This is a genomic window from Micromonospora sp. LZ37 (genome assembly GCF_059359015.1).
Genome location: NZ_JCADBL010000003.1, coordinates 333,886 through 358,833 on the forward strand (window position 1 = coordinate 333,886; position 24,948 = coordinate 358,833).

25 protein-coding genes are annotated in these 24,948 nt (G+C 74.7%); 13 read left to right on the forward strand and 12 right to left on the reverse strand.

Annotated features, from left to right (window positions below):
* Positions 1–3: 3 nt before the first annotated feature.
* Positions 4–3,291 carry a penicillin acylase family protein gene (locus AC5L3Z_RS09180; protein ID WP_494841048.1) on the reverse strand — a complete coding sequence of 1,096 codons (3,288 nt, stop codon included), beginning with the start codon at positions 3,289–3,291 and terminating at the stop codon, positions 4–6.
* Between the two features lie 127 nt (positions 3,292–3,418).
* On the opposite strand from AC5L3Z_RS09180, the gene AC5L3Z_RS09185 reads away from it, so the two are divergent.
* Positions 3,419–4,078 (forward strand): acVLRF1 family peptidyl-tRNA hydrolase, encoded by a 660-nt coding sequence (locus AC5L3Z_RS09185; RefSeq protein WP_494841050.1) that lies wholly within the window; start codon positions 3,419–3,421, stop codon positions 4,076–4,078.
* Between the two features lie 12 nt (positions 4,079–4,090).
* Here AC5L3Z_RS09185 and AC5L3Z_RS09190 read toward each other — a convergent pair whose 3' ends face one another.
* Positions 4,091–4,552, reverse strand: coding sequence for an NUDIX hydrolase (locus tag AC5L3Z_RS09190; RefSeq protein WP_494841051.1), 462 nt, complete (start codon positions 4,550–4,552; stop codon positions 4,091–4,093).
* A gap of 106 nt (positions 4,553–4,658) precedes the next feature.
* Positions 4,659–5,567 carry a KPN_02809 family neutral zinc metallopeptidase gene (gene ypfJ / locus AC5L3Z_RS09195; RefSeq protein ID WP_494841053.1) on the reverse strand — a complete coding sequence of 303 codons (909 nt, stop codon included), beginning with the start codon at positions 5,565–5,567 and terminating at the stop codon, positions 4,659–4,661.
* A gap of 244 nt (positions 5,568–5,811) precedes the next feature.
* Here ypfJ and AC5L3Z_RS09200 point away from each other — a divergent pair, with 244 nt between their 5' ends.
* A complete protein-coding gene (locus tag AC5L3Z_RS09200) occupies positions 5,812–7,416 on the forward strand; it encodes an ABC-F family ATP-binding cassette domain-containing protein (protein ID WP_494841055.1) in 1,605 nt (534 codons plus the stop codon).
* Between the two features lie 150 nt (positions 7,417–7,566).
* On the opposite strand, the gene AC5L3Z_RS09205 is transcribed toward AC5L3Z_RS09200, so the two are convergent.
* A complete protein-coding gene (locus AC5L3Z_RS09205) occupies positions 7,567–8,166 on the reverse strand; it encodes a cadmium resistance transporter (protein ID WP_494841057.1) in 600 nt (199 codons plus the stop codon).
* A 209-nt stretch (positions 8,167–8,375) separates the two neighbouring features.
* On the opposite strand from AC5L3Z_RS09205, the gene AC5L3Z_RS09210 reads away from it, so the two are divergent.
* From AC5L3Z_RS09210 to AC5L3Z_RS09220, 3 genes are all read left to right on the forward strand, one after another.
* Positions 8,376–8,603 carry a helix-turn-helix domain-containing protein gene (locus AC5L3Z_RS09210; protein WP_074312753.1) on the forward strand — a complete coding sequence of 76 codons (228 nt, stop codon included), beginning with the start codon at positions 8,376–8,378 and terminating at the stop codon, positions 8,601–8,603.
* Between the two features lie 46 nt (positions 8,604–8,649).
* Entirely contained in the window at positions 8,650–9,417 is a 768-nt protein-coding gene (locus tag AC5L3Z_RS09215) for an enoyl-CoA hydratase/isomerase family protein (protein ID WP_494841058.1), read from the forward strand.
* 112 nt (positions 9,418–9,529) lie between these two features.
* Positions 9,530–11,512, forward strand: coding sequence for an ABC transporter ATP-binding protein (locus tag AC5L3Z_RS09220; protein WP_494841282.1), 1,983 nt, complete (start codon positions 9,530–9,532; stop codon positions 11,510–11,512).
* A 19-nt stretch (positions 11,513–11,531) separates the two neighbouring features.
* Here the strand turns inward: AC5L3Z_RS09220 and AC5L3Z_RS09225 are convergent, their stop codons facing one another.
* The 7 genes from AC5L3Z_RS09225 to AC5L3Z_RS09255 all read right to left on the reverse strand — a co-directional run bounded on the left by AC5L3Z_RS09225 (position 11,532) and on the right by AC5L3Z_RS09255 (position 16,623).
* Positions 11,532–12,275, reverse strand: coding sequence for a hypothetical protein (locus tag AC5L3Z_RS09225; protein ID WP_494841059.1), 744 nt, complete (start codon positions 12,273–12,275; stop codon positions 11,532–11,534).
* 22 nt (positions 12,276–12,297) lie between these two features.
* Positions 12,298–12,924 (reverse strand): G/U mismatch-specific DNA glycosylase, encoded by a 627-nt coding sequence (gene mug, locus AC5L3Z_RS09230; RefSeq protein ID WP_494841060.1) that lies wholly within the window; start codon positions 12,922–12,924, stop codon positions 12,298–12,300.
* On the reverse strand, positions 12,924–13,685 hold the full coding sequence (locus AC5L3Z_RS09235; protein ID WP_494841062.1) for an SDR family oxidoreductase: 762 nt from the start codon (positions 13,683–13,685) through the stop codon (positions 12,924–12,926). The genes mug and AC5L3Z_RS09235 overlap by 1 nt, the downstream gene beginning before the upstream one ends.
* Positions 13,686–13,730: 45 nt before the next feature.
* On the reverse strand, positions 13,731–14,225 hold the full coding sequence (locus tag AC5L3Z_RS09240; protein ID WP_494841063.1) for an SCO6045 C-terminal-like domain-containing protein: 495 nt from the start codon (positions 14,223–14,225) through the stop codon (positions 13,731–13,733).
* Complete coding sequence (locus tag AC5L3Z_RS09245; RefSeq protein ID WP_494841064.1) at positions 14,222–15,040, reverse strand: MbnB/TglH/ChrH family RiPP precursor modification enzyme; 819 nt, start codon at positions 15,038–15,040, stop codon at positions 14,222–14,224. Before AC5L3Z_RS09245 ends, AC5L3Z_RS09240 begins: the two co-directional genes overlap by 4 nt.
* Complete coding sequence (locus AC5L3Z_RS09250; RefSeq protein ID WP_494841065.1) at positions 15,037–15,948, reverse strand: TIGR04222 domain-containing membrane protein; 912 nt, start codon at positions 15,946–15,948, stop codon at positions 15,037–15,039. Before AC5L3Z_RS09250 ends, AC5L3Z_RS09245 begins: the two co-directional genes overlap by 4 nt.
* A gap of 102 nt (positions 15,949–16,050) precedes the next feature.
* The gene (locus tag AC5L3Z_RS09255) at positions 16,051–16,623 is read right to left on the reverse strand and encodes a TetR/AcrR family transcriptional regulator (protein ID WP_334527499.1); all 573 of its coding nucleotides are present in this window, start codon (positions 16,621–16,623) and stop codon (positions 16,051–16,053) included.
* Between the two features lie 105 nt (positions 16,624–16,728).
* On the opposite strand from AC5L3Z_RS09255, the gene AC5L3Z_RS09260 reads away from it, so the two are divergent.
* From AC5L3Z_RS09260 to AC5L3Z_RS09270, 3 genes are all read left to right on the forward strand, one after another.
* Positions 16,729–17,631 (forward strand): carbon-nitrogen hydrolase family protein, encoded by a 903-nt coding sequence (locus AC5L3Z_RS09260; protein ID WP_494841068.1) that lies wholly within the window; start codon positions 16,729–16,731, stop codon positions 17,629–17,631.
* Between the two features lie 61 nt (positions 17,632–17,692).
* The gene (locus AC5L3Z_RS09265) at positions 17,693–18,337 is read left to right on the forward strand and encodes an HAD family hydrolase (RefSeq protein WP_494841069.1); all 645 of its coding nucleotides are present in this window, start codon (positions 17,693–17,695) and stop codon (positions 18,335–18,337) included.
* 198 nt (positions 18,338–18,535) lie between these two features.
* A complete protein-coding gene (locus AC5L3Z_RS09270; RefSeq protein ID WP_494841070.1) occupies positions 18,536–19,465 on the forward strand; it encodes a serine protein kinase RIO in 930 nt (309 codons plus the stop codon).
* Positions 19,466–19,519: 54 nt separating this feature from the next.
* Here the strand turns inward: AC5L3Z_RS09270 and AC5L3Z_RS09275 are convergent, their stop codons facing one another.
* Entirely contained in the window at positions 19,520–19,768 is a 249-nt protein-coding gene (locus tag AC5L3Z_RS09275; RefSeq protein ID WP_494841071.1) for a DUF2630 family protein, read from the reverse strand.
* Between the two features lie 84 nt (positions 19,769–19,852).
* On the opposite strand from AC5L3Z_RS09275, the gene AC5L3Z_RS09280 reads away from it, so the two are divergent.
* From AC5L3Z_RS09280 to AC5L3Z_RS09300, 5 genes are all read left to right on the forward strand, one after another.
* On the forward strand, positions 19,853–20,773 hold the full coding sequence (locus AC5L3Z_RS09280; protein ID WP_494841072.1) for a GNAT family N-acetyltransferase: 921 nt from the start codon (positions 19,853–19,855) through the stop codon (positions 20,771–20,773).
* A 194-nt stretch (positions 20,774–20,967) separates the two neighbouring features.
* On the forward strand, positions 20,968–23,451 hold the full coding sequence (locus AC5L3Z_RS09285) for a sensor histidine kinase (protein ID WP_494841073.1): 2,484 nt from the start codon (positions 20,968–20,970) through the stop codon (positions 23,449–23,451).
* Positions 23,452–23,525: 74 nt separating this feature from the next.
* Complete coding sequence (locus tag AC5L3Z_RS09290) at positions 23,526–23,948, forward strand: roadblock/LC7 domain-containing protein (protein ID WP_334615994.1); 423 nt, start codon at positions 23,526–23,528, stop codon at positions 23,946–23,948.
* Between the two features lie 5 nt (positions 23,949–23,953).
* Entirely contained in the window at positions 23,954–24,340 is a 387-nt protein-coding gene (locus AC5L3Z_RS09295) for a DUF742 domain-containing protein (RefSeq protein ID WP_494841074.1), read from the forward strand.
* Positions 24,321–24,923: a GTP-binding protein gene (locus tag AC5L3Z_RS09300; protein ID WP_494841075.1), complete on the forward strand. Its 603-nt coding sequence runs from the start codon at positions 24,321–24,323 to the stop codon at positions 24,921–24,923. Before AC5L3Z_RS09295 ends, AC5L3Z_RS09300 begins: the two co-directional genes overlap by 20 nt.
* Positions 24,924–24,948 lie beyond the last annotated feature (25 nt).

A 24,948-nucleotide genomic window follows, 5' to 3' on the forward strand; every position in this document is an offset into this window, starting at 1 on the left:
GGCTCAGTGCGGGTACACCTCCAGTTCCCAGAGCGAGAAGCCGTAGGCGGTGGCCCGGGTCAGCCCGACCATCCGCACGTAGCGGGCGCTGGTCGCGGCGAACCGGTCGTTGTCGGTGCCCCCGTCCCCGGCGGTGGTGGACCAGACCGTCCGCCAGGCGGCGCCGTCGGTGGAGACGTCGATCCGGTACGACCGGGCGTGCGCGGCCTCCCAGCGCAGCACCGCGCGGGCCACCGGCCGGACGGAACCGAGGTCCACGGTGATCGACTGGTTGTCCGACCAGCCGCTCGACCACCGGGTGCCCGGGTCGCCGTCCACCGCCCGGCTGGCGGGGAGGAAGAGCTGGCTGCTGGAGGCGGTGACCGGGCGGCCGGCGGCCAGGTTGGTCAGGTCGTCGCCGCGGCGGGCCGGGAAGGACACCACCTGCTGGTAGGTCGGCCGGTTCTGCCAGGCGATGACAGGCTGCTTCAGCCCGCCGAGCGGCGACTGCACGATGGCGTCGGCGCACCACTGGTCGCCGGCCGCGCAGCTCGCGTCGCCGGGATAGACCTCGGTCGCCGGTCGGGCGGCGGCGCTGCGCAGCGTGTCCAGCAGGACCTGCCGGCACGCGCCGAGGTCGCCGCCGCCGCAGTACCGGCGGTCCGACCCGCCGGGCACCGGCTCGCCCAGCACGGCGCGCAGGTCGGCGTCGACGTACCCCCACCAGCCGTACTGGAACGACGAGCCCTTGTGCCCCTGCGCCTCGTTCGCCGAGGTGGGCAGGGTGGACTCGTCGCCGCGCTGCTGCCCGGACGGCGACTCGTTGATCTGCATGGCGTTGACCAGTGCCTGGTACAGCTCCGGGCCGAGGGGTGCCTTGAACTGGCCGTTGACGAGCAGCGGCCACCAGGCGTCGAAGATCCGGATCGCCTCGGCGTGCCGGTAGGCCCTGCTGCCGCGGGCCGTTTCGACCCGAAGTGCGCCGTCGGCGCGCCAGGCCCGCAGCTTGCCCACCACGGCGGCCAGGTCGGCGTCGGTGACCGGTTGGCTCTCCAGCACCCGGATCAGCTCGTCGAGCACCTCGGCGCCGCGCAGGTCGGTCAGCCCGGCCCGCTCGACCAGCGAGGTCAGCGTCGCCCGGTCGAAGGTGCGCCCGGCCGCCAGCGCCGCCCGGATCGGCCGGTCCAGCAGGTTCACCCGGTGCACGGGGCCGAAGCTGAAGTTGCCGTCGGCGGCACCGAAGTCCTTGGCCTGCTTGTTGTTCCAGCTCACGTAGTAGTCCTGGTCCACCGAGTACGGATGCTCGGCCAGTGGCTGGTAGGCGGCGGTGTTGGCGACCGGGTCGAAGTCGCGCCACTCGTACGCCGGATCGCCCTTCATCGGCAGGTTCGGGTCGGACCCGGCCGCGCGCACCGGGTTGAGCCCCGAGTTGACGTACGCCGACTCGGTGGAGTTCACGTAGAACCAGTTGAACGCGTACCCGATGGTGCCGGCGGACTCGCGGAACGCCGCGGCGTCGCCCATCGCGGCCGGGTCGTTGAACATTTGGAAGCCGATGGCCGAGTCCGCCTCGTGCCGGTAGGTGGAGCGCAGGTGGGTGAAGGCGTGCGGCTGGCCGCCCACGGTGCCGCGCCAGGCGACCAGGCCGAGCGCGGTGCGCCGGGCGACCAGCCGGTACGACCCGGCGGCGGTGCCGTCGGCGAGGGTGGGCCGCCAGGCGTTGACGTGCGAAATCTCCTCCATCGGCTGGCACCGACCCCGGTAGCGGTAGTGGTTGCTGGCCAGGGTGGGTGCACTGCCGTCGGGGGTGCACAGCGGCAGCGCGTAGGTGTCGGTGATGTCGTGGGCCGACGAGGTGGCGCTCCAGGCGTAGTCCTGGCCCCGGCCCAGCAGCACGTAGAGGTTGAGCCCGGCGAAGGCGGCGCCGCGCGCGCTTATCCCCGGTCCCTGCAACTCCTGCACCATCAGCAGTTGAGGTGAGAAGTAGCCGGTCTGCGGGCCGAACACGGCGATCGGGTGGCCGGTGGCGGAGTGCTCGGCCGAGATCACCGCCGCGTTCGACATCCCCCGGCTCGCTCGGCCGATGGTCAGCCCGGACAGCGCGGCGGCCAGCTCGGACGGTCCGCCGGTGGCGGCGCCGGTGGCCGTGCCGGTGGCGTCGCTGACGACGGGCTCGACCCGGGCCGAGCCGCCGTCCGGCAGCACCACGCTGGAGGCGTTCGCGGGGGCACCACCGTACGGGAAGCTCTGTCCGTCGTGCAGGGTCAGCACCGTCTCGGGGTTCTCCTGGCTGCGGAAGGCGGTCCAGACCCGGTCACCCTCGACCACGCCGTAGCGGGCCCGGGCGGCCAGCCGGACCAGCGCCGACTGCATCTCGTTGCCGCCTCCGCCGCCGAACAGCCCGCCCACCACGCCGGCGATGGCGATCAGGTCGGTCATCCGGAACGGCTCGGGGCCGCCGGCGTTGGTGACCGCGTCCAGGTGCCCGGTGAGCACGTACTCGCCGGGGCAGTTGCGGTGCGCCATGCAGTGCCCGATGTAGGCGTTGATGCCGGCGATGTACTCCTGCACGTCGGTGTAGAGCTGCTCGCCCCGGGGGCCCTTGCGCCGCAGCGCGTCCACCTGCGCCGCCAGATCGGCCTCCGTGTACGGCGAGTTGCGCCAGACGCTCTGCTCCAGCGCCCGGTTGCCGGGCGCGCCCCCGGCGAAGGGGGTGAGCGTGCCCCGCCCGACGTGGCGCAGCAGGTCGATGGTGAACAGCCGGTCCTCGGCGCCGGCGTAACCGGCCCCGAACATGGTGCCGCCGCGGGTGCTGCCGGTGACGTGCGGGACGCCGGTCGCCCGGTCGCGCACGATGGTCACGTCGGCGCGCGGCGAGTAGCTGCGCTCGACCTGATCGGCCGGCACCCCGAAGCCGGCGTCGTTGAAGAACGCGCCGAGCTGGTCCTCGCGCAGCCCCGCGTAGCCGTAGACCAGGTCGGCGTACCGGCCGAGCTGGTCACCGGCGTGCCGGGGGAGAGTGCCGAGGGTCTGGTTGGCGAGCACCTCGACGAGGGTGGCGTTGCCGTTCTGCCCTGGCGGCAGGATGTCCGAGCACTCGCCGAGACAGTGGTCGCCGACGGCGAAACCGCTGGTGGTGGCGGTGGGGGCCACGGGCGCGGCGGCGGCGGGGGCGGGGGCGGCGGTGGCGGTGGCGGTGGGGGAGACGGTGAGCAGGGCCGCCGCGGTGACCGTCGCCGCGGCGGCGGCGGTCAGCCGGCGGGCGACGGCGCGGCGGGCGGGATGCGGTGGGACGGGACCGCGTGGCTGCATGGGTACCTCGCAGACGGAGGAGGATCCGAGAATCATTCGGTTACCGGATGGTATGTGTTCATCGATGCTCATGAAAGGCCCTGAGTGGCGTGCCGCCCGTGGTCCGACGATTCGGTACCGTTCGGCCATGACCAGTCGACCCGCAGCCGGAGGTGGCCGGTGGGTCGAGGTCGACCCGACCCGCGTCGCCCGCTGGGTCGAGGGCTTCGCCGACCGGCACGGCCCGCCCACCACCAGCGCCGAGGGGTACGGCCTGCTGCTGGCCGCCCCGGACGGCGCGACCGCCGAGCTGCACACTCCGCCCGGGGCGCCGCCCGCTCCCGACGTGCCCGCCTTCGTGGCCGCGGCGGCCGAGCCGCGCCGGATCGGCCTGCTGCTCGCCCGCAAGGGCGCGGTGGCGGTCGGCGTCGCGGCGGGGGAGGAGCTGGTCGTTTCCAAGGTGGACACCCGCTACGTGCAGGGGCGCACCGCCGCGGGCGGCTGGTCCCAGCAGCGGTTCGCCCGCCGCCGGGACAACCAGGCGAAGGCGGCGCTCGGCGACGCCACCGAGCTGGCCGTACGGCTGCTGCTGCCGGAGGTGGCGACGCTGCGCGCGCTGGTCGGTGGAGGTGACCGGCGGGCCGTCGACACCGTGCTCGCCGACCGGCGACTGGCCCCGCTCGCCGCGCTGCGGGCCGACCGGCTGCTCGACGTGCCGGAGCCCCGGCACGCCGTGCTGGTCGCCGCGATCGCCGCGGCCCGGGCGGTACGCATCCTGGTGCGCGACGCCGCGTCCGGCCCGGCCTGACCCCGCTGCCGGTCACCGCCGGGCGGGCGGCGACCAGGCCGGGTCGATCGTACCGAGCAGTTCGTCCTGGTGGTCGGCGAGTGGCGCGGTCAGCGGCAGCGGCGTGAACCGGCAGGCGAACAGCAGTCCGTCGTCCCCGCCGCCGCCCCCGACCCGGTGAATCCACCGTCGTGCCGGTCCGGCGCGCGCGGCCAGGTGCACGTAGGTGGTGCGGCGCGGCGAGCCGGTCACCGGGTGCGGCCGATCCCGTACGCCGAGCACGGCGACCGGCGTCATAGCCGTCAGCCCGGTCTCCTCGGCCACCTCCCGCGCCGCCGCATCGGCTGACGCCTCGCCCGGCTTCATTCCGCCGGCCGGGACCTGCGTGCCGGCTTGCGGGAAGTCGACGTGGTCGAAGACGAGCAGCTCCGGCCCGGCGGCACCGTCGCGGACGACGTAGGCGGCGACCCGGAGCCGGGGCGGGGCACCGGCCATCCGGCCAGTGTTGCCGAACGCGGCGGAACCGGCGACCGGAAAACGCCACGGCGGCCGGTGGGTCGAGAACCCACCGGCCGCCGCCGGGCACCTCGGGCCGGGGCGGTCAGAGGCCGCCGCCGAAGGTGTCGCACGACTTGGGGTCGCCGGTCTCGAAGCCCTTGGTGAACCACTCCTTGCGCTGCGCCGAGGAGCCGTGGGTGAACTCCTCCGGGTTGACCGGGCGGTTCGCCCGCTCGGAGATCGCGTCGTCGCCGATCTTCTCGGCGGTGTCGATCGCCTGGGCGATGTCCTGCTCGGTGATGCTGGTGAAGATCTTCTGACCGGACGCGTCCGCGGTGCCGGTGGCGTTCTTCGCCCACGCGCCCGCGTAGCAGTCGGCCTGCAGCTCCAGCTTCACCGACAGCGCGTTGGCGTTGTCCGGGTCGCGCTGCTGCTGGCGACGCATCTGCGCCTCCGTGCCGAGCAGGTCCTGCACGTGGTGGCCGTACTCGTGAGCCAGCACGTACGGCTGGGCGAACTCGCCCTCCGCGCCGAGCTGCTCGGCGAGCACCCGGTAGAAGGTCAGGTCGATGTAGACCTGGTCGTCGCCCGGGCAGTAGAACGGGCCGACGCCGGAGTCGGCCTGGCCGCAGGCGGTGTTCACGCCCTGGCTGAAGAAGACGGTCCGGGAGGGCTGGTACTGCTCGCCGAACGCCTCCGGCAGGGCGGTGGCCCAGTACGCCTGGATGGAGTTGACGTAGAGGGTGTTGCGGCAGTCCACCTGCTGGAGGGCGTCGTCGGCGGAGCACTTCTGCTCCAGGGAGGTGTTGTCGCCCTGCTCCGCCCCGCCGTTCATCGCGTTCAAGCCGAAGCCGCCACCGACGAGGGCGACCAGCACCGCGATGATGATGCCGACGATCCCTCCGCGGCCGCCGCCGATCGGGATGGGGATGCCCATCCCGCCGCCTCCGCCGGACCCCCGCCGGTCCTCCACCTGGCTGGTGTCGACCCGCGCGTTCTCGTTCAGCTCCATGTTGACCCCGATCACCGATTCATCACGTCTGGCGGTTGCGGTACCGGACCGGGTCCGGACGGCGAAATCGGTACCCGATGATCTTGCTTGGTAATCCGGACGGACCGCGGCGGGGCGCCCGGTACACTTGTCGGGTGCTGCTCTGCGAAGGCTGAACCGCCCCGCGCCGACGGGATCCCCGCCCGCCGGCGCTTTCGCGTGCCCTGAGTCAGCCCTTCCAGACCCCGAGAGCGAGTCCTTCACCATGATCACTGCCACCGGCCTGGAGCTGCGCGCCGGCGCCCGGATCCTGCTGTCCGACACCACCCTGCGGGTGCAGCCGGGTGACCGGATCGGCCTGGTCGGCCGCAACGGCGCCGGCAAGACCACCACCCTCAAGGTGCTCGCCGGCGAGGGGCAGCCGTACGCGGGCCAGATCGACCGGCGCAGCGCCATCGGCTACCTGCCGCAGGACCCCCGCACCGGTGACCTGGAGGTCACCGGGCGGGACCGGGTCCTCTCCGCCCGCGGGCTGGACGTGCTGATGGCCCAGATGAAGGAGATCGAGGCCAAGCTCGCCGTGGACTCCAGCGACAAGCTGGTCCGTCGCTACGGCGCGCTGGAGGACCAGTTCGCCTCCCTCGGCGGGTACGCCGCCGAGGCCGAGGCGGCCCGGATCTGCGCCAACCTCGGCCTGCCCGACCGGGCCCTGGCGCAGACCATCGGCACCCTCTCCGGCGGCCAGCGCCGCCGGATCGAGCTGGCCCGGATCCTGTTCCGCGACGCCGGCGAGAACGGCGGCGGCATCCTGCTCCTCGACGAGCCCACCAACCACCTCGACGCCGACTCGATCACCTGGCTGCGCGGCTTCCTCGCCAACCACAAGGGCGGCCTGATCGTGATCTCCCACGACGGCGCGCTGCTGGAGTCGGTGGTCAACAAGGTCTGGTTCCTCGACGCGACCCGCTCGGTGGTCGATGTCTACAACCTCGGCTGGAAGGCATACCTGGAGGCCCGGGAGACCGACGAGCGGCGCCGCCGCCGGGAGCGGGCCAACGCCGAGAAGAAGGCCGGCGCGCTGATGGCCCAGGCCGACAAGATGCGGGCCAAGGCCACCAAGACCGTCGCCGCGCAGAACATGGCCCGCCGGGCCGAGAAGCTCATCTCCGGGCTGGAGGAGGTCCGGGTCGCCGACAAGGTGGCCAAGGTCCGCTTCCCCAGCCCGGCGCCGTGCGGCAAGACCCCGCTCACCGCGACCGGCCTGTCCAAGTCGTACGGCTCGCTGGAGATCTTCACCGACGTCGACGTGGCGGTGGACCGGGGCTCGCGGGTGGCCATCCTCGGCCTCAACGGCGCCGGCAAGACGACCCTGCTGCGGATGCTCGGCGGCCTGCTGGAGCCGGACACCGGCGCGGTGCACGCCGGGCACGGGCTGCGGCTGGGCTACTACGCCCAGGAGCACGAGACGCTGGACGTGGACCGCACGATCCTGGAGCACATGCGCAGCGCCGCCAGCGACCAGACAGACACCGACCTGCGCAAGATCCTGGGCGCGTTCCTCTTCAGCGGCGACGACGTGGACAAGCCGGCCGGGGTGCTCTCCGGTGGTGAGAAGACCCGGTTGGCGCTGGCCACCCTGGTCTGCTCGGGCGCCAACGTGCTGCTGCTGGACGAGCCGACGAACAACCTGGACCCGGTCAGCCGGGAGCAGGTGCTCGACGCGATCGCCCGCTACCCGGGCGCCATCGTCCTGGTCACCCACGACCCGGGCGCGGTCCTCGCGCTCAAGCCCGACCGGGCGATCCTGCTCCCGGACGGCGACGAGGACGCCTGGAGCGACGACCTCCTCGAGCTGGTCGAGCTGGCCTGACCTCCGCAGCACGCTCCCGCGCCGACGGCTCGCGGGATCAGGCCGCGCCGCACGGCCGACGCACCGTGGTCGGGATGGGTACGGACACCTCAACGAGCGTGATACCTCAGAGGCATGTTGACGGCCCTGAGGTGTCACGCGTTTCCTCGCTCAGCCGAGCAGGCCGGCGAGCCGGGTGAGGACGCCGGAGCCGACCAGGATCACCAGCCCGATCCCGACGAAGATCAACGGGACCAGCCGGTGGCCGGCGCGGTCGACCAGCCGGACCACCCGGGGATGGCCGCCGAGCAGCGCGGCGGTGCCGCACCAGAGCCCCACCAGGGCGGCGAAGACCAGCAGGAACACCAGACCGGTGGCGGGGTTGAGGGAGCGGAACACCGGCACGTAGACGGCGATGTTGTCGGCGCCGTTGGCGACCGTCACGCCGGCCACCCCGAGCGTGCTCGCGACCACGGCGGGTGGGCCGTCGTCGGTGGGGGCGAGCAGGGCCCGGACGCCGAGCGCGATCGGCAGCAGGCCGAGCAGGCCGGTCCACGGGTCGGGGACGACGAGCAGGCCGGCGGCGACCACGACGCCGGCGGCGACCAGCGCGCCGATGCCGAGGTACTGCCCCGCCACGATCTGCCACGGCCGGGGCCGGCCGGTACTCCGGGCCGCCACGAAGAGCACGGTGAGCACCACGATGTCGTCGATGTTGGTGGCGGCGAAGACCAGCGCAGCCGCGCCCACGCTCCCCAGCAGTTCCGTCACCGTGGCAGGGTACGGGTGGTCCCGCCGCGGCGCGGTGGCGCGATCCGGCGGCCGGGCGTCAGCCGGTCGGAAGGATCACTCTATCGGGAAGGCGACACTGCATAGCGTGTCGGTTGGCGAAGAGTTGATATCTGGCGCATGATCGTCCGAGGCGGTCTAATAGGTGGGACCGTATCCGAACCGCACAGTCTGGGACGTGAGGAATCAGCATGGCAGCCACTGGCACAGCCACCAGCACTGAGAAGGGTCGCCGGATCATCGGAGCCGAGCGTCAGACGCTCGCCAAGGACCTGGTAAAGCGGTACACCTCGGGTGAGAGCATCCGCGCGCTCGCGGCCTCGACCGGCCGTTCCTACGGATTCATCCACCGGGTGCTCACCGAGTCCGGGGTGCAGCTGCGGCAGCGCGGCGGTGCCCGGCGCCGCAAGAAGGCGTGACCCGCCTCCCAGCGTCGTCCATCAGCGCTCCGCCCCGGGCGGTCCGGTGACCGCCGAGACGACCGGGGTGCGACTCGACTGCGACGGGCCGGTCGCGACGGTGACGTTGTGCCGGCCCGACGTGCTCAACGCGCAGACCCCGGCGATGTGGCGCGCGATGAGTGACTTCTCCCGGGACCTGCCCGGCGACGTGCGCGTGGTCGTGGTGCGCGGCGAGGGACGGGCGTTCTCCGCCGGCCTCGACCTGTCGGTCGCCGGTGCCTCCGGCCCGGGCTCCTTCGCCGAGCTGGCGACCCTGCCCGAGCAGGAGTGCGCCGACCGGATCGCCGAGTTCCAGGCCGGCTTCACCTGGCTGCACCGCCCCGACGTGGTCTCGGTGGCGGCCGTCCAGGGCCACGCGATCGGTGCCGGCTTCCAGCTGGCCCTCGCCTGCGACCTGCGGGTGCTCGCCGAGGACGCCAGGTTCTCCATGGCCGAGGTGAGCCTGGGCCTGGTGCCGGACCTCGCCGGCACGAAGCGCCTCGTCGAGCTGGTCGGCTACTCGCGGGCGCTGGAGATCTGCGCCACCGGCCGGCGGATGGACGCCGCCGAGGCCGACCGGATCGGGCTGGCCACCCTGGTCGTGCCGAACGCCGAGCTGGACGGGGCGGTCCGTGACCTGACCGCCGGGCTGCTCAGCGCCGACCGGAACGCGGTGGTGGAGATCAAGGCGTTGCTCGCCGGCGCGGCCGGCCGCTCGCACGCCGACCAGCAGCGGGCCGAGCGGGAGGCACAGACCCGTCGGCTGCGCGATCTCGCCGGGCGGGGAGAATAGTAAGGACCGTTCGGGAAGATCCGGGTTACTACTGAGGTTGTCGTAGTCGTCGGGAGAATCGAACCCGACGATGCCCGCTGCCCAGCCCCCGGAGGTGACGATGTCCAACCCGATGTCCGGTGGCGGCATGGCCGGCTGGAGCATGCTCCGGTCGATGCGCAGCCGGGACGAGGTCTCCGCGCACCGGCTCAAGCGGGGCACCGCCCGCAGGATCGTCACCTTCGCCGAGCCGTACCGGCGGGACATCGTCGTCTTCCTGGTCACCGTGGTGATCGCCGCGATCATCGGGGTCGCCACCCCGGTGCTGGCCGGCGACGTCATCAACACGATCACCCGGGGTGGCCCGGACGCCGGCGCCAGCGTGGTGCGGCTCGCGGTGTTCATCGCCGCCCTGGCGGTCGCCGACGCGCTCTTCTCCCTGGCCCAGCGGTGGTATTCGGCCCGGATCGGCGAGGGCATCATCCTCGACCTGCGCACCCGGGTCTACGACCACGTGCAGCGGATGCCGTTGCAGTTCTTCACCCGTACCCAGACCGGTGCGCTGGTCAGCCGGCTCAACAACGACGTGATGGGAGCCCAGCGGGCGTTCACCTCGACGCTCTCGGGGGTGGTCAGCAACGTCATCCAGCTGGTGCTCACCGCCGGGGTGATGTTCACCCTCTCCTGGCAGATCACCACGCTGTCGCTGATCCTGCTGCCGATCTTCATCATCCCGGCGCGGCGGGTCGGCAAGCGGCTCGCCGAGATCACCCGGGAGTCGTACGACCTCGACGCCAAGATGAACGCGACGATGACCGAGCGGTTCGGCGTCTCCGGGGCGCTGCTGGTCAAGCTCTTCGGTGCGCCCGACATCGAGGCCCGCCGGTTCGCCGGTCGGGCCGAGCGGGTCCGCGACATCGGCATCCAGTCCGCCATGTACTCGCGGACCTTCTTCGTGGCGATGCTGCTGGTCGCCTCGCTGGCCCAGGCGCTCACCTACGGGCTCGGCGGCTGGCTCGCGGTCACCGGTTCGGTCAGCGCCGGCACCGTGGTGACCCTGGCGCTGCTGCTCACCCGCCTCTACGGTCCGCTCACCGCGCTCTCCAACGTCCGGGTGGACGTGATGAGCGCGCTGGTCTCCTTCGACCGCGTCTTCGAGGTGCTCGACCTGCGGCCCGGCATCGAGGAGAAGCCGGACGCCGTGCCGGTGCCCGTCGGCGCCGGCCGGGTCGAGTTCCGCGACGTCCGGTTCCGCTACCCGGCCGCCGCCGAGGTCTCGCTGGCCTCGCTGGAGGAGGTCGCCACCCTCGACCGGACGGTCAACGAGCCGGTGCTCAAGGGCGTCTCGTTCACCGTCGAGCCGGGCCAGATGGTGGCCCTGGTCGGTCCCTCCGGCGCGGGCAAGTCCACCCTCTCCATGCTCATCTCCCGGATCTACGACGTCACCGACGGCCAGGTGCGGGTCGGCGGGGTCGACGTCCGCGACGCCACCCTCGCCTCGCTGCGCGACGAGATCGGCGTGGTCACCCAGGACTCCCACCTGTTCCACGAGACGATCGCGGAGAACCTGCGCTACGCCAAGCCGGACGCCACCGACGACGAGATCTGGGCGGCCCTGGCGGGCGCGCAGGTCGCCGACCTGGTCCGGGCCCTGCCCGACGGGCTGGAGACGATGGTCGGTGAGCGCGGCTACCGCTTCTCCGGCGGCGAGAAGCAGCGCATCGCGATCGCCCGGCTGCTGCTCAAGGCGCCGTCGATCGTGATCCTCGACGAGGCGACCGCGCACCTGGACTCGGAGAGCGAGGCCGCGGTGCAGCGGGCGCTGGCGGTGGCCCTGACCGGGCGTACCGCGCTGGTGATCGCGCACCGGCTCTCCACCGTCCGCGACGCCGACCAGATCCTCGTCCTCGACGACGGCCGCATCGTCGAGCGCGGGCGGCACGACGAGCTGGTCGCCGTCGGCGGGCTCTACGCCGAGCTGTACCGCACCCAGTTCGCCGTCACCGACTCACCCACCCCGTACGCCGAGGCCGACGCGCCGGAGCCGGTGGTCACGACCGTGCCGCTGGGCACCTACGTCGCCCGGGAGCCCGTCCCGCCGGCCTCGGCCAACTAGCCGGCCGTCCCGGCCGCGGTCACAGGTCCAGGGGGACCGCCTCCACCCAGCGCTCGAACCGGTGGCCGCCCGGGTCGACCTGCCGGGCTCCGCCCGAGGCCCGTACGTGTTCCTCGGCCTCGTCCCTGGTGAGGAAGGCGGACAGCGGGACGGCTCGCGCCGTGGCCTCGTCCGGACCGGTCGTCTGCATCATCGCCACGAACAGGTAGCGCCCCCTGCGGCCGCTGGCCGGACGAGGCGCGTCGGAGCGCACCGCCGCCGTCAGTTCGTCCAGTGAGGCGAACCGTGCGGTCAGCTCACCGTCGGGGCCGCCACCGAGGACGCGGGAGCGCCACGGGGGTGTCCGGCCGTCCGTGAGGTCCATCGCGAATGGGCTGGGCTCCCAGTACTCGCCCTCGTCCTCGTGACACCCGACGGCCATGCAGACCACGTGGTCGCTGCTCCCGTCCGGACCGACCAGTTCGAGGACCCGATCGTCCCGGTGGGCGTTCTCCAGCCGATCGAGCACCTGATCGGCCCGCTCCTGGGTGGCCACCCGGACCGCCAGGCTCCGGTAGCGGGTCCGGACGCTCAGCGCTTCCACCGGCTTGAAGACGAGGTCGATCCGCGTCGCCGGCCCGTCCTCGTCCGGCGCGGCCTTGACACTCCGGAACAACACGACGCTGTGCGAGCCGGTATAGCCCCACAGGGTGAACTCCCGCTGCCAGTCGATCAACGCGGCGCCGGGGGTGAGTTGACGGCCGACGAACCACTGTCGTTGCACGGCGGGTGACGGTATCAGTGGCTCAGCCGTCCGGCTCGTCGTGCGCCGCTCGCCGGAGCTCCGCGAACGCCGCGCCGAGCGTCTCCGGGGTGAAGTGCGCGTTCAGGCCGCTCGGGTTGGGCAGCACCCAGAGCCGGGCGCCGGCCAGCGCCTCCGGTTGCGGCCCGAAGCCGGCCTTCGGCCGGGCGAACCCGATCCGGTACGCGGTCACCCCGACCACCGCCACCCATGCCGGCCGGTACCGGGCGACCTTCTCGGTGAGCAGCCGCGCGCCGGTCACCAGTTCGGCGGCGGAGAGCTCGTCGGCGCGGGCGCTGGCCCGGGCCACCATGTTGGTGATGCCGAGGCCGAGCGCGGGCAGCTGGTCCTGCTCGCTGGGGTGCAGCTGACGCGGGGTGAAGCCGCCGCGGTGCAGGGCCGGCCAGAACCGGTTGCCGGGCCGGGCGAAGTGCCACCCGGTGGCCGCCGACCAGAGCCCCGGGTTGATGCCGACGAAGAGCACGTCGAGACCGGGCGCGATCACGTCCGGCAGGAGGCGGTCGGCCGCCGCGGCCAGCTCCTCCTTCGTCGGCCGCGGGTACCGGCCGCCGGGGCCGGTCCGCCCGCCGCCGGCCGGACCCGGGGCGGACGTGGGTTCGCCGACCGCCATCACAGGCCGCGCAGCGCGCCACCGTCGACCGGGACGGTGATCCCGGTCAGGTAGCTGGCGGCGGGGGAGAGCAGGAAGGCGGCCACCCGGCCGAACTCGACCGGGTCGGCGATCCGGCGCAGCGGGATGCCGGCCTCCGCCTCGACGCGGGCGGCCTCGGCGTCGCCGGTGGCCTCGAAGAGTTCCCGGTTGCGGTCGGTCATGACCCGTCCGGGCAGCAGGCCGAGCACCCGTACCCCGCGTGGGCCGTACTCGTCGGCCATGTCCTTGGCCACCCCGGCCAGGCCCGGGCGCAGGCCGTTGGAGATGCCGAGCCCCGGCACCGGGCCGCGGGCCGAGGTGGAGAGCACCAGGCCGACCGCCCCGCCCCCGGTGAGCGCGCCGGCCACCGTCCGGGCCATCCGCACGCTGCCGAGGAAGACCGTCTCGAAGGACTCCCGCCACTGCTCGTCGGTCACCTCGGCGGCGGTGCCGCGGGGCGGGCCGCCGACCGACACCAGCGCCCCGTCGAGCCGGCCGAAGTGCTCCCGGGCCGCCGCGACCAGCCGCTGCGGGGTGCCCGGGTCGGTCAGGTCGGCGGTCAGGCCGATCGCGTGCTCCGCGCCGCCGAGCCGTTCGACCGCCTCGGCGACCCGCTCCGGGGCCCGGGCCGAGACGACCACCCGGGCGCCGTCGGCCACCAGGCACTCGGCGGTGGCGAAGCCCAGACCACGGGAGGCGCCGGTCAGCACGTACACCCGGTCGGTGAGTCCGAGATCCATGGCCCGATCCTGCCGTACGGGTGGGCCGGCCGCACGGGCCGGGCGTCAGCGGGGGGCGGCGCGCAGCAGGCGTACCCGGCCGGCGAGCTGGACCGCGACGGCGCCCCCGGCGCGGGCGAGCGCCGGCAGCCGGCGGGGTCGCGGTGGGTGTCGGCCGTCGTAGCGGCTGCCCGCCTCCCGCCCGGCCAGCTCCTCGGCGCCCAGCGGGGGCAGCGCGCCCCGGTCGCGCAGGGCCCGGGCGAGATCCCAGCCGTCGCGCAGCGACCCGGCGGTTGGCCGATCGGCCGCCCAGTCCCGGAAGGTCGCCCACCAGGCGTCGCCGAGCCCGGCGGCGAGCAGCGGCCAGTGCCGGGCGACCTCCCCGGCCCGCTTGCGCAGCAGGGCGACCCGGGCCGCCTCCACCGGGCCGGGCGGGAAGCCCGGTGGCGTCGGCGCGCCGGCGACCAGCGCCGCGACCAGGGCGGCCTGCCGCGCGGCCAGGTCGCCGGCCGCCCCGCCCGGTCCGGCCGCGGCGCCGTCACCGCCGGGCCGCCCGCTCACGTGACCACCGGGAACCCGGACGCGGCGGCGAGGGCGTCGAGTTCGGCGCGCAGCGCCGCGGCGGGCGGCCAGTGCCCGTCGCGTTCCAGCAGCAGCGCCGGCGGCCGGTGCCGCCCGCACACCTCGCGGAGCAGGTCGAGCACCTGCGCCGGCACCGGGTCGCTGTGGGTGTCGTGGTAGTGCCCGTCCCGCTCGGCGCCCCCGGCGACGTGCGCGTAGGCGACCCGGTCCAGCGGCAACCGGTCCAGCAGGGCGAGCGGGTCCGCGCCGCGGTTGCGGGCGTTGGCGAAGACGTTGGCGACGTCGAGCAGGAGGGACGCCCCGGTGGCGTCGAGGATCGCGGTGAGGAAGTCGGCCTCGTCCAGCTCGTCGTCGGGCCAGTCGAAGAGCGCGGCGATCGGCTCCAGCGCGAGCGGCACCGGCAGCTCCGCCTGCGCCCGCCGCACGTTGGCGACCACCGCCGCCACCGCTTCCCGGCTGCGCGGCAGCGGCAGCAGGTGCCCGGCCTCCAGGCCGCCGGCCCGGACGAACGCGATGTGCTCGCTCACCAGCGGCGCCCCGACCAGTTCGGCGACCCCGGCCAGGTGGGCCACCCGGGCCGGGTCGACCGGTTCCGCGCCGCCGAGCGACAGCCGCACCCCGTGGGGTACGACGGTGACGCCGCGCCCGCGCAGCTCGGCCAGGCCGGGCGGGAGCGGGCCGGTCGGGTCGACCGACTCCGCCACCACCTCGACGAAGCGCAGCCCCGGCAGGTCGGCGACGAAACCGGCGATCTCCGGCCGCCAGCCGATGCCCACCCCGCGCGGTGCGGTCATCCGCCGCACCCGCCGCCCCCGCCGCATCCGCCCCCGCCACCGCCGCCGTCGGAGGACGAGCCGCCGCCGCAGGAGGTGCCGCCGGAGCTGTAGGCGCCGCTGCCGCCGGCCAGGGCCTGCCGCTGGATCTCCGCCTGCTCGGCGAAGCCCGGGTCGAGCGCCCAGAGCGAGGCGGTACCGAAGAGGGCCACCCCCATCGCCGCGCCGGACGCGCCGTAGGTGGCGTACGCGGGGGCGGCGTCGGGGGAGAGGTGGACGGTGCGTCGGCGCAGGTCGCGCAGCCCGGCGTCGGCGGCGCGGGTGCGTCCCGGGACGCGGATCAGCAGTGCGGCGGCCACCCCGAACCCGATCAGGGTGAGCAGCAGCCAGCCCACCGGACGGCCGTTGGACAGGCCGGCGACCAGCCGCAGCACGCCCAGCGCCAGCAGGCCGACCAGGAGGAGCCGGCCGCGCCGCAACGCCCGGCGCCCGTCGTCGTCGACCAGCAGCCCCCGCTGCTGCAGCCCCTGGCGCAGCTCGGTGAGGGCCCGGGCGACGGTGGCGTCCCGGGTCAGCTCGCGGGAGTGGACGGGCCGTTGCGCCGCGTGCCGTACCGCCTGGTCCAGCGGGGTGGCTCCGGCGGGGAGGGGACCGGCCGCGATCAGTTTCCGGTCGGGCCGGACGTCGATCGCGCCGGCGGCGCGCAGGCCGCCCAGTGCGGTCCAGACGGCCAACTGGTCGCCGCCGTTGAGGTAGGCCACCTGCTGCGGGTCGAGCTGGTCCACGCCGGACGGGTCGGGGCCGGCCAGCAGGCGGCGGCGGTGCAGCACCGTGCCGATCACGGCCAGCACGGCCGCGACCAGGTAGAGCCGGAGGAAGAGCGGACCGGGGACACCCCAGGTGTCGCCGGCTGCGGCCAACGGGATCATCGGGGGCTCCTGTCGCGAGGGGACTGGAGCTCATTGTGGAGCCGGCGCGCCATCACCCGACCGGGCTGAGCGGCGAGTTACCGAGCCGTGACGTACCGCCGGTCAGCGCCGGCGTACCGCCTCCTCGACCAGGTCCAGCACCGGCCCCAGGTCGCCGGCCGGTCGGCCCATCGCCAGGTGCAGCACCAACCCGTCGTACGCCAGCTCCAGGAACTGGGCCAGCACGTCGATCGGGACGTCCTCGCGGAGCACGCCCGCCTCCCGCTGGCGGACCAACCGGTCCCGGGTGGCCTCGGCGATGGCCGCGGAGCGCTCGGCCCAGCGACGGGCGAAGGCCGGGTCGGTGCGCAGCCGGCGGGAGACCTCCAGCTGGCTGCCGAGCCAGCCGGTGGTGTCCGGGGAGACCGCCCCGGCGAGCAGGTCCCGCATGACCTGGACCAGGCCGTTGCGGGCCACCGTCTCCACCATGGCCGCCGCGTCGTCCTCGGCCACCGCCAGGAAGAGCGAGTCCTTGTCCCGGAAGTGGTGGAAGATGGCACCCCGGGACAGCCGGGTCGCCTCCTCCAGGCGGCGCACGGTGGCGCCCTCGTAGCCGTGCCGGGCGAAACAGGCCCGCGCTGCGGCGAGGATCTCCTGCCGGCGCGCGTCCAGCTGGTCCTGACTTACTCTGGGCACGGGGTCGATCGTGTCAGCTGACCCTCCGTTACGCAAACCGTACGTACGGCTTGGGATCTTCTGTCGGGCGGCGGCCCCCGGCGGCGCTCCGGTTAGGATCGCCGGGTGACGACGCCCCCGGTCGCCTCCGCATCCCCGCCCGCCTCGTCCCCGCCCGCCTCGTCCGTGCCCGGCGCGCCGCTGACCGTCGCCGCCGTACAGGCCGAACCGGCTCCCGGTGACCTGCCGGGCAACGCGGCGACCGCCGCGCGGCTGGTCCGCCGGGCCGCCCGGCACCACGTCCGCGTCGCCGTCCTGCCCGAGCTCTTCCTGCCGGCGTACCATCCGCCGACGCTGGCCGCCGACCCGGCCGGCACCGACGTCGCGGCCGACGCCGACGGCGCCGTCGACGACCCCCGGCTCGACCCGCTGCGCGCCGCGGTCCGCGACGGCCGGCTGACCGTGGTGGTCGGCGCGGCGGTCCGCCACCCGGACGGCCGGCGGACCATCTCCGCCCTGGTCGTCGACCCGGCCGGCGCCGCCCGCGTCGGGTACGACAAGCAGCAGCTCTGGGGCGGCGAGCGGGAGCTGTTCGACCCCGGCACGCGCGGCGCCACGCTCCGCGTCGACGGTTGGCGGCTCGGCCTGGGTATCTGCTACGACGGCTGCTTCCCCGAGCACGCCCGCGCCGCGGCGGTCGACGGCGCCCACGGCTACCTCTGTCCGAGCGGCTACCTGACCGGGTCAGCGCACCGCCGCGACCTCTACTACGCCGCCCGGGCGCTGGACAACACCATCTACGTGGTCTTCGCCAACGCGGTCGGCGGGGCCGACCCGTGGCGGTTCAACGGTGGCGCTGCCGTCTACGACCCGGAGGGACGCCCGCTGGTCCGCGGCGCCGACTCCGGCGAGGAGGTGCTGGTCGCCACGCTCGACCCGGCGACGCTGGCGGCCACCCGCGCGGCGCACTCCATGCTCGCCGACCGACCCGCCGACCAGGGGCTCCCCCGAACGGTGTCGACGGCCTGACGGACGTCGGCGGGCCGCTCGGCCCTGTCGACGGCGAACCCCTCTCCCGTAAGGTGCCCGCGTGCCGCTGCTCCTGCTCGACCTGGACAACACCCTGCTCGACCGGGCAGGGTCGTTCCGTGCCTGGGCCGAGCGCTTCCTGGACAGCGTCGGCGCGCCGCCGTCCGACGTCGACTGGCTGGTCTCCATCGACGCCGACGGACTCACCGACCGCTGGGACGTCGCGGACGCCGTGCGGGACCGGTACGGGCTGCGCATCCCCTCCATCGACCTGGTCGACGAGCTGCACGACGGCGTGGTCGCGAACACCCGGCTGGACCCGCTGGTCGCCTGCGCCCTGCGGATCGCCGACGACGCCGGCTGGGTGCCCGTGGTGGTCACCAACGGCTCGGTCCGCCAGCAGGACGCCAAGATCCGGCGCACCGGCCTGGACCGCTACGTCGCCGACTGGGTGATCTCCGAGGAGGCCGGCGTCAGCAAACCCAACCCGAGGATCTTCGCGCTCGCCGCGCAGCGGGCGCGGATGCCGCTGCGGGGGGCGTGGGTGGTCGGGGACAGCCCGGAGGCGGACATCGGCGGCGCCGCCGCGGTGGGCCTGCCCAGCGTCTGGCTGCACCGGGGCCGCAGCTGGTCGGACACCCGGTTCGCCCCCACCCGGACGGTGGACTCGCTGATCGCCGCCGTCGCCACCGTGCTCGGCGCCTGACCAACCGACGGCCCGGCCCGTCGGCGGCGGCGTGGGCCGGTATTCGGTTGACCGCCGGGCGGGGGTTCCGCCAGCATGGGTCCGCGCGAGTGCGCAGCCGGGCGCTACCGGCGTCGAGGAGAGGGGGTCGGTCATGGCCGTCTTCACAGGGTCGTTCCACCTGCCTTCACCCGCCTCGATCAAGGGATCACCGACTCCGTGCGCGAACACGACTTCCCGGCGCCACCGCGCCGTGGCCGCGGCAAGAGCCGCTTCGACGACGACGAACCACAGTTCCTGAAGCGCGGCCGGGCCGCCGAGCCCGCCCTCGCCGAACCCGACGACGACCCCGTCACCGACACCGAGGACCGCTGGTCCTCCTGGGACGAGGCCGTACACGGGCCCGAACCGCACCCCGCCTGGCTGGTCACCGAGCTGGCCGCGCGGGACACCGAGCTCGGGGTGCTCAAGACCGGCAAGGAAGCGGACGTCCACCTGGTCCGCCGCGCGGTGCCCGACACCGACCGGTCCTGCCTGCTGGCCGTCAAGCGGTACCGGGACGCCCAGCACCGGCTCTTCCACCGCGACGCCGGCTACCTCGAAGGCCGCCGGGTGCGCCGCTCCCGGGAGAACCGGGCGATGGCCGGCCGGACCGCCTTCGGCCGGCAGATGATCGCCGGGCAGTGGGCGGCGGCCGAGTTCGCCGCCCTGGCCCGGCTCTGGGAGATCGGCGCCGAATCCGGGCGGATCGCGGTGCCGTACCCGGTGCAGCTGATCGGCACCGAGCTGATGCTGGAGTTCGTCGGCGACCCCGACGAGGGGGCCGCCGCGCCCCGGCTGGCCCAGCTACGCCCCGAGCCGGCAGAGCTGCGCTCGCTCTGGGACCAGTTGGTGGACGCGCTGGTGGTGCTGGCCCGCGCGGGGTACGCCCACGGTGACCTGTCGCCGTACAACCTGCTGGTGCACGCGGGGCGGCTCGTCATGATCGACCTTCCGCAGGTGGTCGACGTGGTGGCCAACCCGCAGGGGCCGGAGTTCCTGGCCCGGGACGTGCGGGTGGTCGGCGCCTGGTTCGCCGCGCGCGGCCTGCCCGACACCGACCCGGCCGCGCTGACCGAGCTGCTGCTCCGGGAAGCCGGCATCCGCTGACGGTCGTGTCCCGGGCGGTCCACCGACCGCCCGGGACACCCGGCCGCCGCCTGCCTACTGGAGGTAACGCTCGACCGCCGGCACCGGCCGCTCACCCTGGGCGTCCGGGTCGCCGTGCGTGTGCCGGGCCGCCCGGCGGCGACGCAGCAGGTCCCAGCACTGGTCGAGCGACTCCTCCAGCGCGCGCAGCTTCTCCCGGGCCTCGTCGTCGGTGCCGGATGCGTTGGTCTGCGCCGCCGACCGGAGCCGGTGCTCCTCGTCGACCAGTTCGGAGATCCGGTTCAGGATGGTCTTGTCGTCCATGCCCCTGAGCCTGGCACAGGCCGCCCGGCCCCGCCCGGATTCGCACCCCCCGGACCGGCCCCCGTTACGGTAGGTTGCGCACCCGTGACCCCCACCCTGCGCCCGCTGCGGCCCGACGACGTCCCGGCGGTCGTCGACCTGCTGGACGCGGCGGCGCCGTACCAGATGATCACCGTCGGCTGGCTCCGCTGGCACCTGACCGGCGCGCCGGCGGCCGAGCGCTTCGGCGTGCTGGTCGCCGACCTCGGCGACCGGATCGTCGGCGCGGCGCTGACCGGCCTGCTGCACGAGAGCGCCGAGCCGGACCAGGCCTTCGCCAACCTGACCGTGCATCCGCACTGGCGCCGCCGCGGCGCCGGGACCGCCCTGCTCGCCGCCGCCGAGGGGCGGCTCGCCGGGCTGGGCGCGCGGACGGCGTACGCGAAGGTGGCCGACGACCCGGCGTGCGGCGCCTTCGCCGAGCGTCGCGGCTACCGGCGCGGGCGGCGGACCGACTACCTGGCCCTCGACCTGGCCGACGCCGACCTGGCCGCGCCGTCGGCCCCACCGGCCGGGGTGCGCCTGCTCGCCGCGGCCGAGCTGGCCGATCCGTACCCGCTCTACCAGGCGGACCTGGACGCCTCCCGGGACGAGCCGGGCGAGGCGGTGATGGCCGACATCAGCTACCCCGACTGGGTGGCCGCCTACTGGGACCGGCCCGACCTGGACCGCGGCCTCACCACGCTGGCCACCGTGGAGGGCGAGGTGGTCGCCTTCAGCATCGCCCTGACCGACGGCCGGGACCGGTACCGCTCCGGGATGACCGGCACCCGCCGCGCACACCGCGGCCGGGGCCTGGCCCGGCTGGTCAAGGTCGAGTCGCTGCGCCGGGCCCGGGCCGCCGGCCACCGGCGGGCGCTCACCGCCAACGACGCCGGCAACACGGCCATGCTGGCGGTCAACCGGCGGCTCGGCTACCGCGTCGTCGGCGCCGACTGGCGGTACCGTCGCGACCTGACCCACTGATCGACCGGTGGCACCGTCCGATCGCCGCCGCCACAGCGGAGGGAGAGCCGTCGACCACCCACTGTGGTGGGTGAAGTCGCCATGATCGACGAAGCTTGAGCCGGCCCGCCGGGGGCTGCTAGCGTGCGCCGGGTTCGATGTGTGTCGCGACGCTCCGGCGTCCGGCGGACAGGATCCGGCCCGGGGGCGGTGTGATGGGTTCCGGCAGCACACGTCTGCGCACCAAGATCGTCGCCCTGCTGGCCTCCCTGATCGCGCTCTGGTCCTTCGCCGCCTGGGTGACGGTCCGCGACGGGTTCAACCTGCTCTGGGTGCAGACGCTGGACAGCCGCGTCGCCGACCCCGGCGAGCCGCTGGTCGTCGCGCTCCAGAACGAGCGGCGCCTCGCCACGACCTACCTCGGGCAGCGCGGGCAGCGGCAGCGCGACGACCTGACCGCGCAGCGGCGGACGACCACCCGCGCGGCCGACGTCTTCCGCGCCTCGGTGCGGGGCTGGCAGGCCGAGTTCGCCACCGGCGACGACACCCGCAGCCGGGTGGACGCGGTGCTGGCCGGCCTGGACGGGCTCGACGGCGTCCGCGAGGCGGTCGGCGCCGGGCGGCTCGACCGGGCGGCGACGTCCGACGCGTACACCGGCGTCATCGGCGCGCTGCTGCGGATGTACGACTCACTCGGCCGGCTCGACGACGCCCGGATCGCCGCCGACAGCGCCACCCTGGTCGACCTCTACCAGGTCCGCGAGCTGATGTCCCAGCAGGACGCGCTGGTCAGCGGCGTGCTGGCGGCGGGCCGGATGACCGCGGAGGAGCACGCCCGCTTCGCCCGGCTGGTCGGCGCCCAGCGGTTCCTCGGCGCGGACGCGGCCGGGCGGCTGCCCGCCGCGGACCGGGCCCGCTACGACCGGGTGGTGACCACCGAGGACTTTCTCCGGTTCCGGGCCGTCGAGGACCGGGTGGTGCGACAGGCCCGGCCCGACGAACCGGCCCCGCTGACCGCCCAGGAGTGGCAGGCGGCGGTCGGTCCGGCGCTGCGGGCCCAGGCGGAGTTCGGCGCCGCGGCCGGTGACGCGCTGATCGAGCGGGCCACCCCGGTGGCCGTGGGCGTCATCGTCCGGCTGGTGCTCGCCGCCGGTCTGGGGCTGATCGCGGTCGTCGCGTCGATCGTCGTCTCGATCACCACCGCCCGCACCCTGGTGCGGCAGGTCGAACGGCTGCGCGACGCGGCGTTGCGGCTGGCGGAGGAGCGGCTGCCCGGGGTGGTCGAGCGGCTCGGCCACGGCGAGCGGGTGGACGTCGCCCGGGAGGCCCCGCCGCTGGAGTTCGGTGACGACGAGATCGGTCAGTTGGGCCGCGCGTTCAACACGGTGCAGGAGACGGCCGTCCGCACCGCCGTCGAGCAGGCCGAGCTGCGCCGCAGCGTCCGGGCGGTGTTCCTCAGCCTGGCCCGGCGTACCCAGGCCCTGGTCCACCGGCAGCTCACCCTGCTGGACGCGATGGAGCGGCGGGAGCAGGACGCCGAGGAGCTGGCGGACCTGTTCCGGGTCGACCACCTGGCCACCCGGATGCGGCGCAACGCCGAGAACCTGATCGTGCTCTCCGGCGCGACCCCCGGCCGCGTCTGGCGGCGCAACATCCCGCTGGTGGACGTGGTCCGCGGCGCGGTCGCCGAGGTCGAGGACTACACCCGGGTCGACGTCCTCCCGCTCGGCCCGGTCTCGCTGGCCGGCCGGGCGGTCGGTGACGTCATCCACCTGCTGGCCGAGTTGATCGAGAACGGCCTCTCGTTCTCGCCGCCGCACACCTCGGTGGAGGTGCGCGGGCAACTGGTGGCCAACGGGTTCGCGATCGAGGTCGAGGACCGCGGCCTCGGCATGGGCGAGGAGGAGCTCGCCGCCGCCAACCGGCGCATCGCCGACCGGTCCGAGCTGAACTTCTCCGACGCCTCCCGGCTGGGCCTGTACGTGGTGAGCCGGCTGACCGAGCGGCACGGGGTGAGCGTCCGGCTGACCGCCTCCCCGTACGGCGGCACCACGGCGGTGGTGCTGATCCCGTCCGCCCTGGTGGCGTCGGCCGACCCGGGCCCGGCCGGCGCGCTTTCCGCCGGCGCGGACGACGCCGCCGACCGGACGGGCGACCGGGCCGCGCCCGCCGCGCCCCCTGCGCCGGCCGCCGAGACTGTCGACGGGCTCCCGGTGTCCACGCGCGGTCTGCCGCCGGGCGGCGCTCCGCCGGGACCGACCCCGTCCGGGCTGCCGACCCGGACCCGGACCCGGCGCCGACCGGAGGCGCCCACCGGGCCCACCGCGCCACCCGCCGTAGACGTCGCGGGCCTCGGCCGCCCGGCCCCGGCGTCCACCACGCCGGCGGACCCGGCCGGCGCGACGCCCTCGGACGTCGACCGGCCCGACCCGGCGCCGTCGCCTACTGTGGAGAGTCGGCTGACCGGTTCGGGCCTGCCGGTCCGGGTACGGCAGACCAACATCGCGCCGGAGCTGCGCGGCCACTCGGCCGCGCCGCGGGCCGACGACGAACCGGTGTCGCGCTCACCGGAGCAGGTGCGCCGGATGATGAGCGCGTACCAGACCGGCACCCGGCGCGGCCGGACCGAGGCGGCCCGGCTGCTGGGCGGCGCCCGGACCGGCGGCGGACCGGACGGCGCGGACGGACCGGCGACCTGACCGGGTCGGCGGCGGTGACCACGACCCGGGTACGGCAACCGAGCACGGCGACACCGCCGGGGAGACGAGGACGAGTGGGGCAGACGACGGCTTCGAGTGCCGACCTGACGTGGTTGCTGGACGATCTGGTCGGCCGGGTGCCCGCGGCCGAGCACGCCGTCGTGCTCTCCACCGACGGCCTGCTGATGACCTCGTCGCGAGGGCTGGGCCGGGACGACGGCGAACACCTCGCGGCGATGGCCGCCGGCATCCAGAGCCTGGCCCGGGGCGCGGGCAAGCGCTTCGGCGGGGGGCAGGTCCAGCAGACCATCATCGAGATGCAGTCCTCGTTCCTCTTCGTCACGGCGGCCGGCCGCAACGCCTGCCTCGCCGTGCTCGCCACGGAGGACGCCGACGTCGGCCTGATCGCGTACGAGATGGCGATGCTGGTGACCCGGGTCGGCGCGTTCGTCACCGCCCCGGACCGGGGCGGCGAACACCCGGCCGGCGGGAAGTAGCGGCGATGGTCGGCGGGGGTGAGTCGGGGCCGGACCGGTGGGTGGACGACCTCGCCGGCCCGGTCGTGCGCCCGTACGCGGTCACCCGCGGCCGGGCCCGGCCGGCCGGCGGAACCTTCGACCTGATCTCCCTGGTGACGGCGACCCGCGGCAGCGTCGCCCAGCAGCCGGGACTGGGGCCGGAGCACGTCGCGATCGTGGCGCTGTGCCAACGGGTGCAGTCGGTGGCGGAGGTGGCCGCCCGGCTGGACCTGCCGGTGGGCGCCGTCCGGGTGCTCCTGGGTGATCTGGTGGAACGCGGTCTGGTCCGGGTGCAGCCGCCCCGGGGCACCGCGGACGTGACCGACGCAAGTGTCTTCGAGGCGGTGCTGAATGGACTACGCGCACTCTGAGCGGCCGGCCGGTGCGCCACCGCTGCCCACCGCGATCAAGGTGCTGGTCGCCGGCGGGCTCGGTGCGGGCAAGACGACGCTGGTCGGTGCGGTCAGCGAGATCAAGCCGCTGCGCACCGAGGAGCTGCTGACCGAGACCGGCATCGGGGTCGACGACCTCTCCGGGCTGGAGGGCAAGACCACCACCACGGTGGCGATGGACTTCGGTCGGATCACCATCAGCGACGACCTGGTGCTCTACCTCTTCGGCACCCCCGGGCAGGACCGGTTCACGTTCGTCTGGGACGAGCTGGCGATCGGCGCGGTCGGCGCGGTGGTGCTCGCCGACACCCGGCGGCTCGCCGAATGCTTCCCCTCGATCGACTACTTCGAGGAGCGGGGCACGCCGTTCGTGGTGGCGGTGAACTGCTTCGAGGGGGCGCGGCGGTACCGGCTCGACGAGGTGCAGGCGGCGTTGGACCTGGATCCGGACGTGCCGGTGCTGCTCTGCGACGCCCGGCAGCGCGAGTCGAGCCGCGACGTGCTGGTCACCCTGCTCGAGCACGCTATGAAGACCCGGGAGACCCGCCGCCGCGCGGACTGACCGCCACCCCGGTAGCGCGAGAGGC

Excerpts from the sequence above, each read along its gene's own strand:
- AC5L3Z_RS09180 (WP_494841048.1), bottom strand. The coding sequence starts at position 3,291 with ATGCAGCCACGCGGTCCCGTCCCACCGCATCCCGCCCGCCGCGCCGTC.
- AC5L3Z_RS09185 (WP_494841050.1), top strand. The coding sequence starts at position 3,419 with ATGACCAGTCGACCCGCAGCCGGAGGTGGCCGGTGGGTCGAGGTCGAC.
- AC5L3Z_RS09190 (WP_494841051.1), bottom strand. The coding sequence starts at position 4,552 with ATGGCCGGTGCCCCGCCCCGGCTCCGGGTCGCCGCCTACGTCGTCCGC.
- ypfJ (WP_494841053.1), bottom strand. The coding sequence starts at position 5,567 with ATGGAGCTGAACGAGAACGCGCGGGTCGACACCAGCCAGGTGGAGGAC.
- AC5L3Z_RS09200 (WP_494841055.1), top strand. The coding sequence starts at position 5,812 with ATGATCACTGCCACCGGCCTGGAGCTGCGCGCCGGCGCCCGGATCCTG.
- AC5L3Z_RS09210 (WP_074312753.1), top strand. The coding sequence starts at position 8,376 with ATGGCAGCCACTGGCACAGCCACCAGCACTGAGAAGGGTCGCCGGATC.
- AC5L3Z_RS09220 (WP_494841282.1), top strand. The coding sequence starts at position 9,530 with ATGTCCGGTGGCGGCATGGCCGGCTGGAGCATGCTCCGGTCGATGCGC.
- mug (WP_494841060.1), bottom strand. The coding sequence starts at position 12,924 with ATGGCGGTCGGCGAACCCACGTCCGCCCCGGGTCCGGCCGGCGGCGGG.
- AC5L3Z_RS09235 (WP_494841062.1), bottom strand. The coding sequence starts at position 13,685 with ATGGATCTCGGACTCACCGACCGGGTGTACGTGCTGACCGGCGCCTCC.
- AC5L3Z_RS09245 (WP_494841064.1), bottom strand. The coding sequence starts at position 15,040 with ATGACCGCACCGCGCGGGGTGGGCATCGGCTGGCGGCCGGAGATCGCC.
- AC5L3Z_RS09250 (WP_494841065.1), bottom strand. The coding sequence starts at position 15,948 with ATGATCCCGTTGGCCGCAGCCGGCGACACCTGGGGTGTCCCCGGTCCG.
- AC5L3Z_RS09275 (WP_494841071.1), bottom strand. The coding sequence starts at position 19,768 with ATGGACGACAAGACCATCCTGAACCGGATCTCCGAACTGGTCGACGAG.
- AC5L3Z_RS09285 (WP_494841073.1), top strand. The coding sequence starts at position 20,968 with ATGGGTTCCGGCAGCACACGTCTGCGCACCAAGATCGTCGCCCTGCTG.
- AC5L3Z_RS09295 (WP_494841074.1), top strand. The coding sequence starts at position 23,954 with ATGGTCGGCGGGGGTGAGTCGGGGCCGGACCGGTGGGTGGACGACCTC.
- AC5L3Z_RS09300 (WP_494841075.1), top strand. The coding sequence starts at position 24,321 with ATGGACTACGCGCACTCTGAGCGGCCGGCCGGTGCGCCACCGCTGCCC.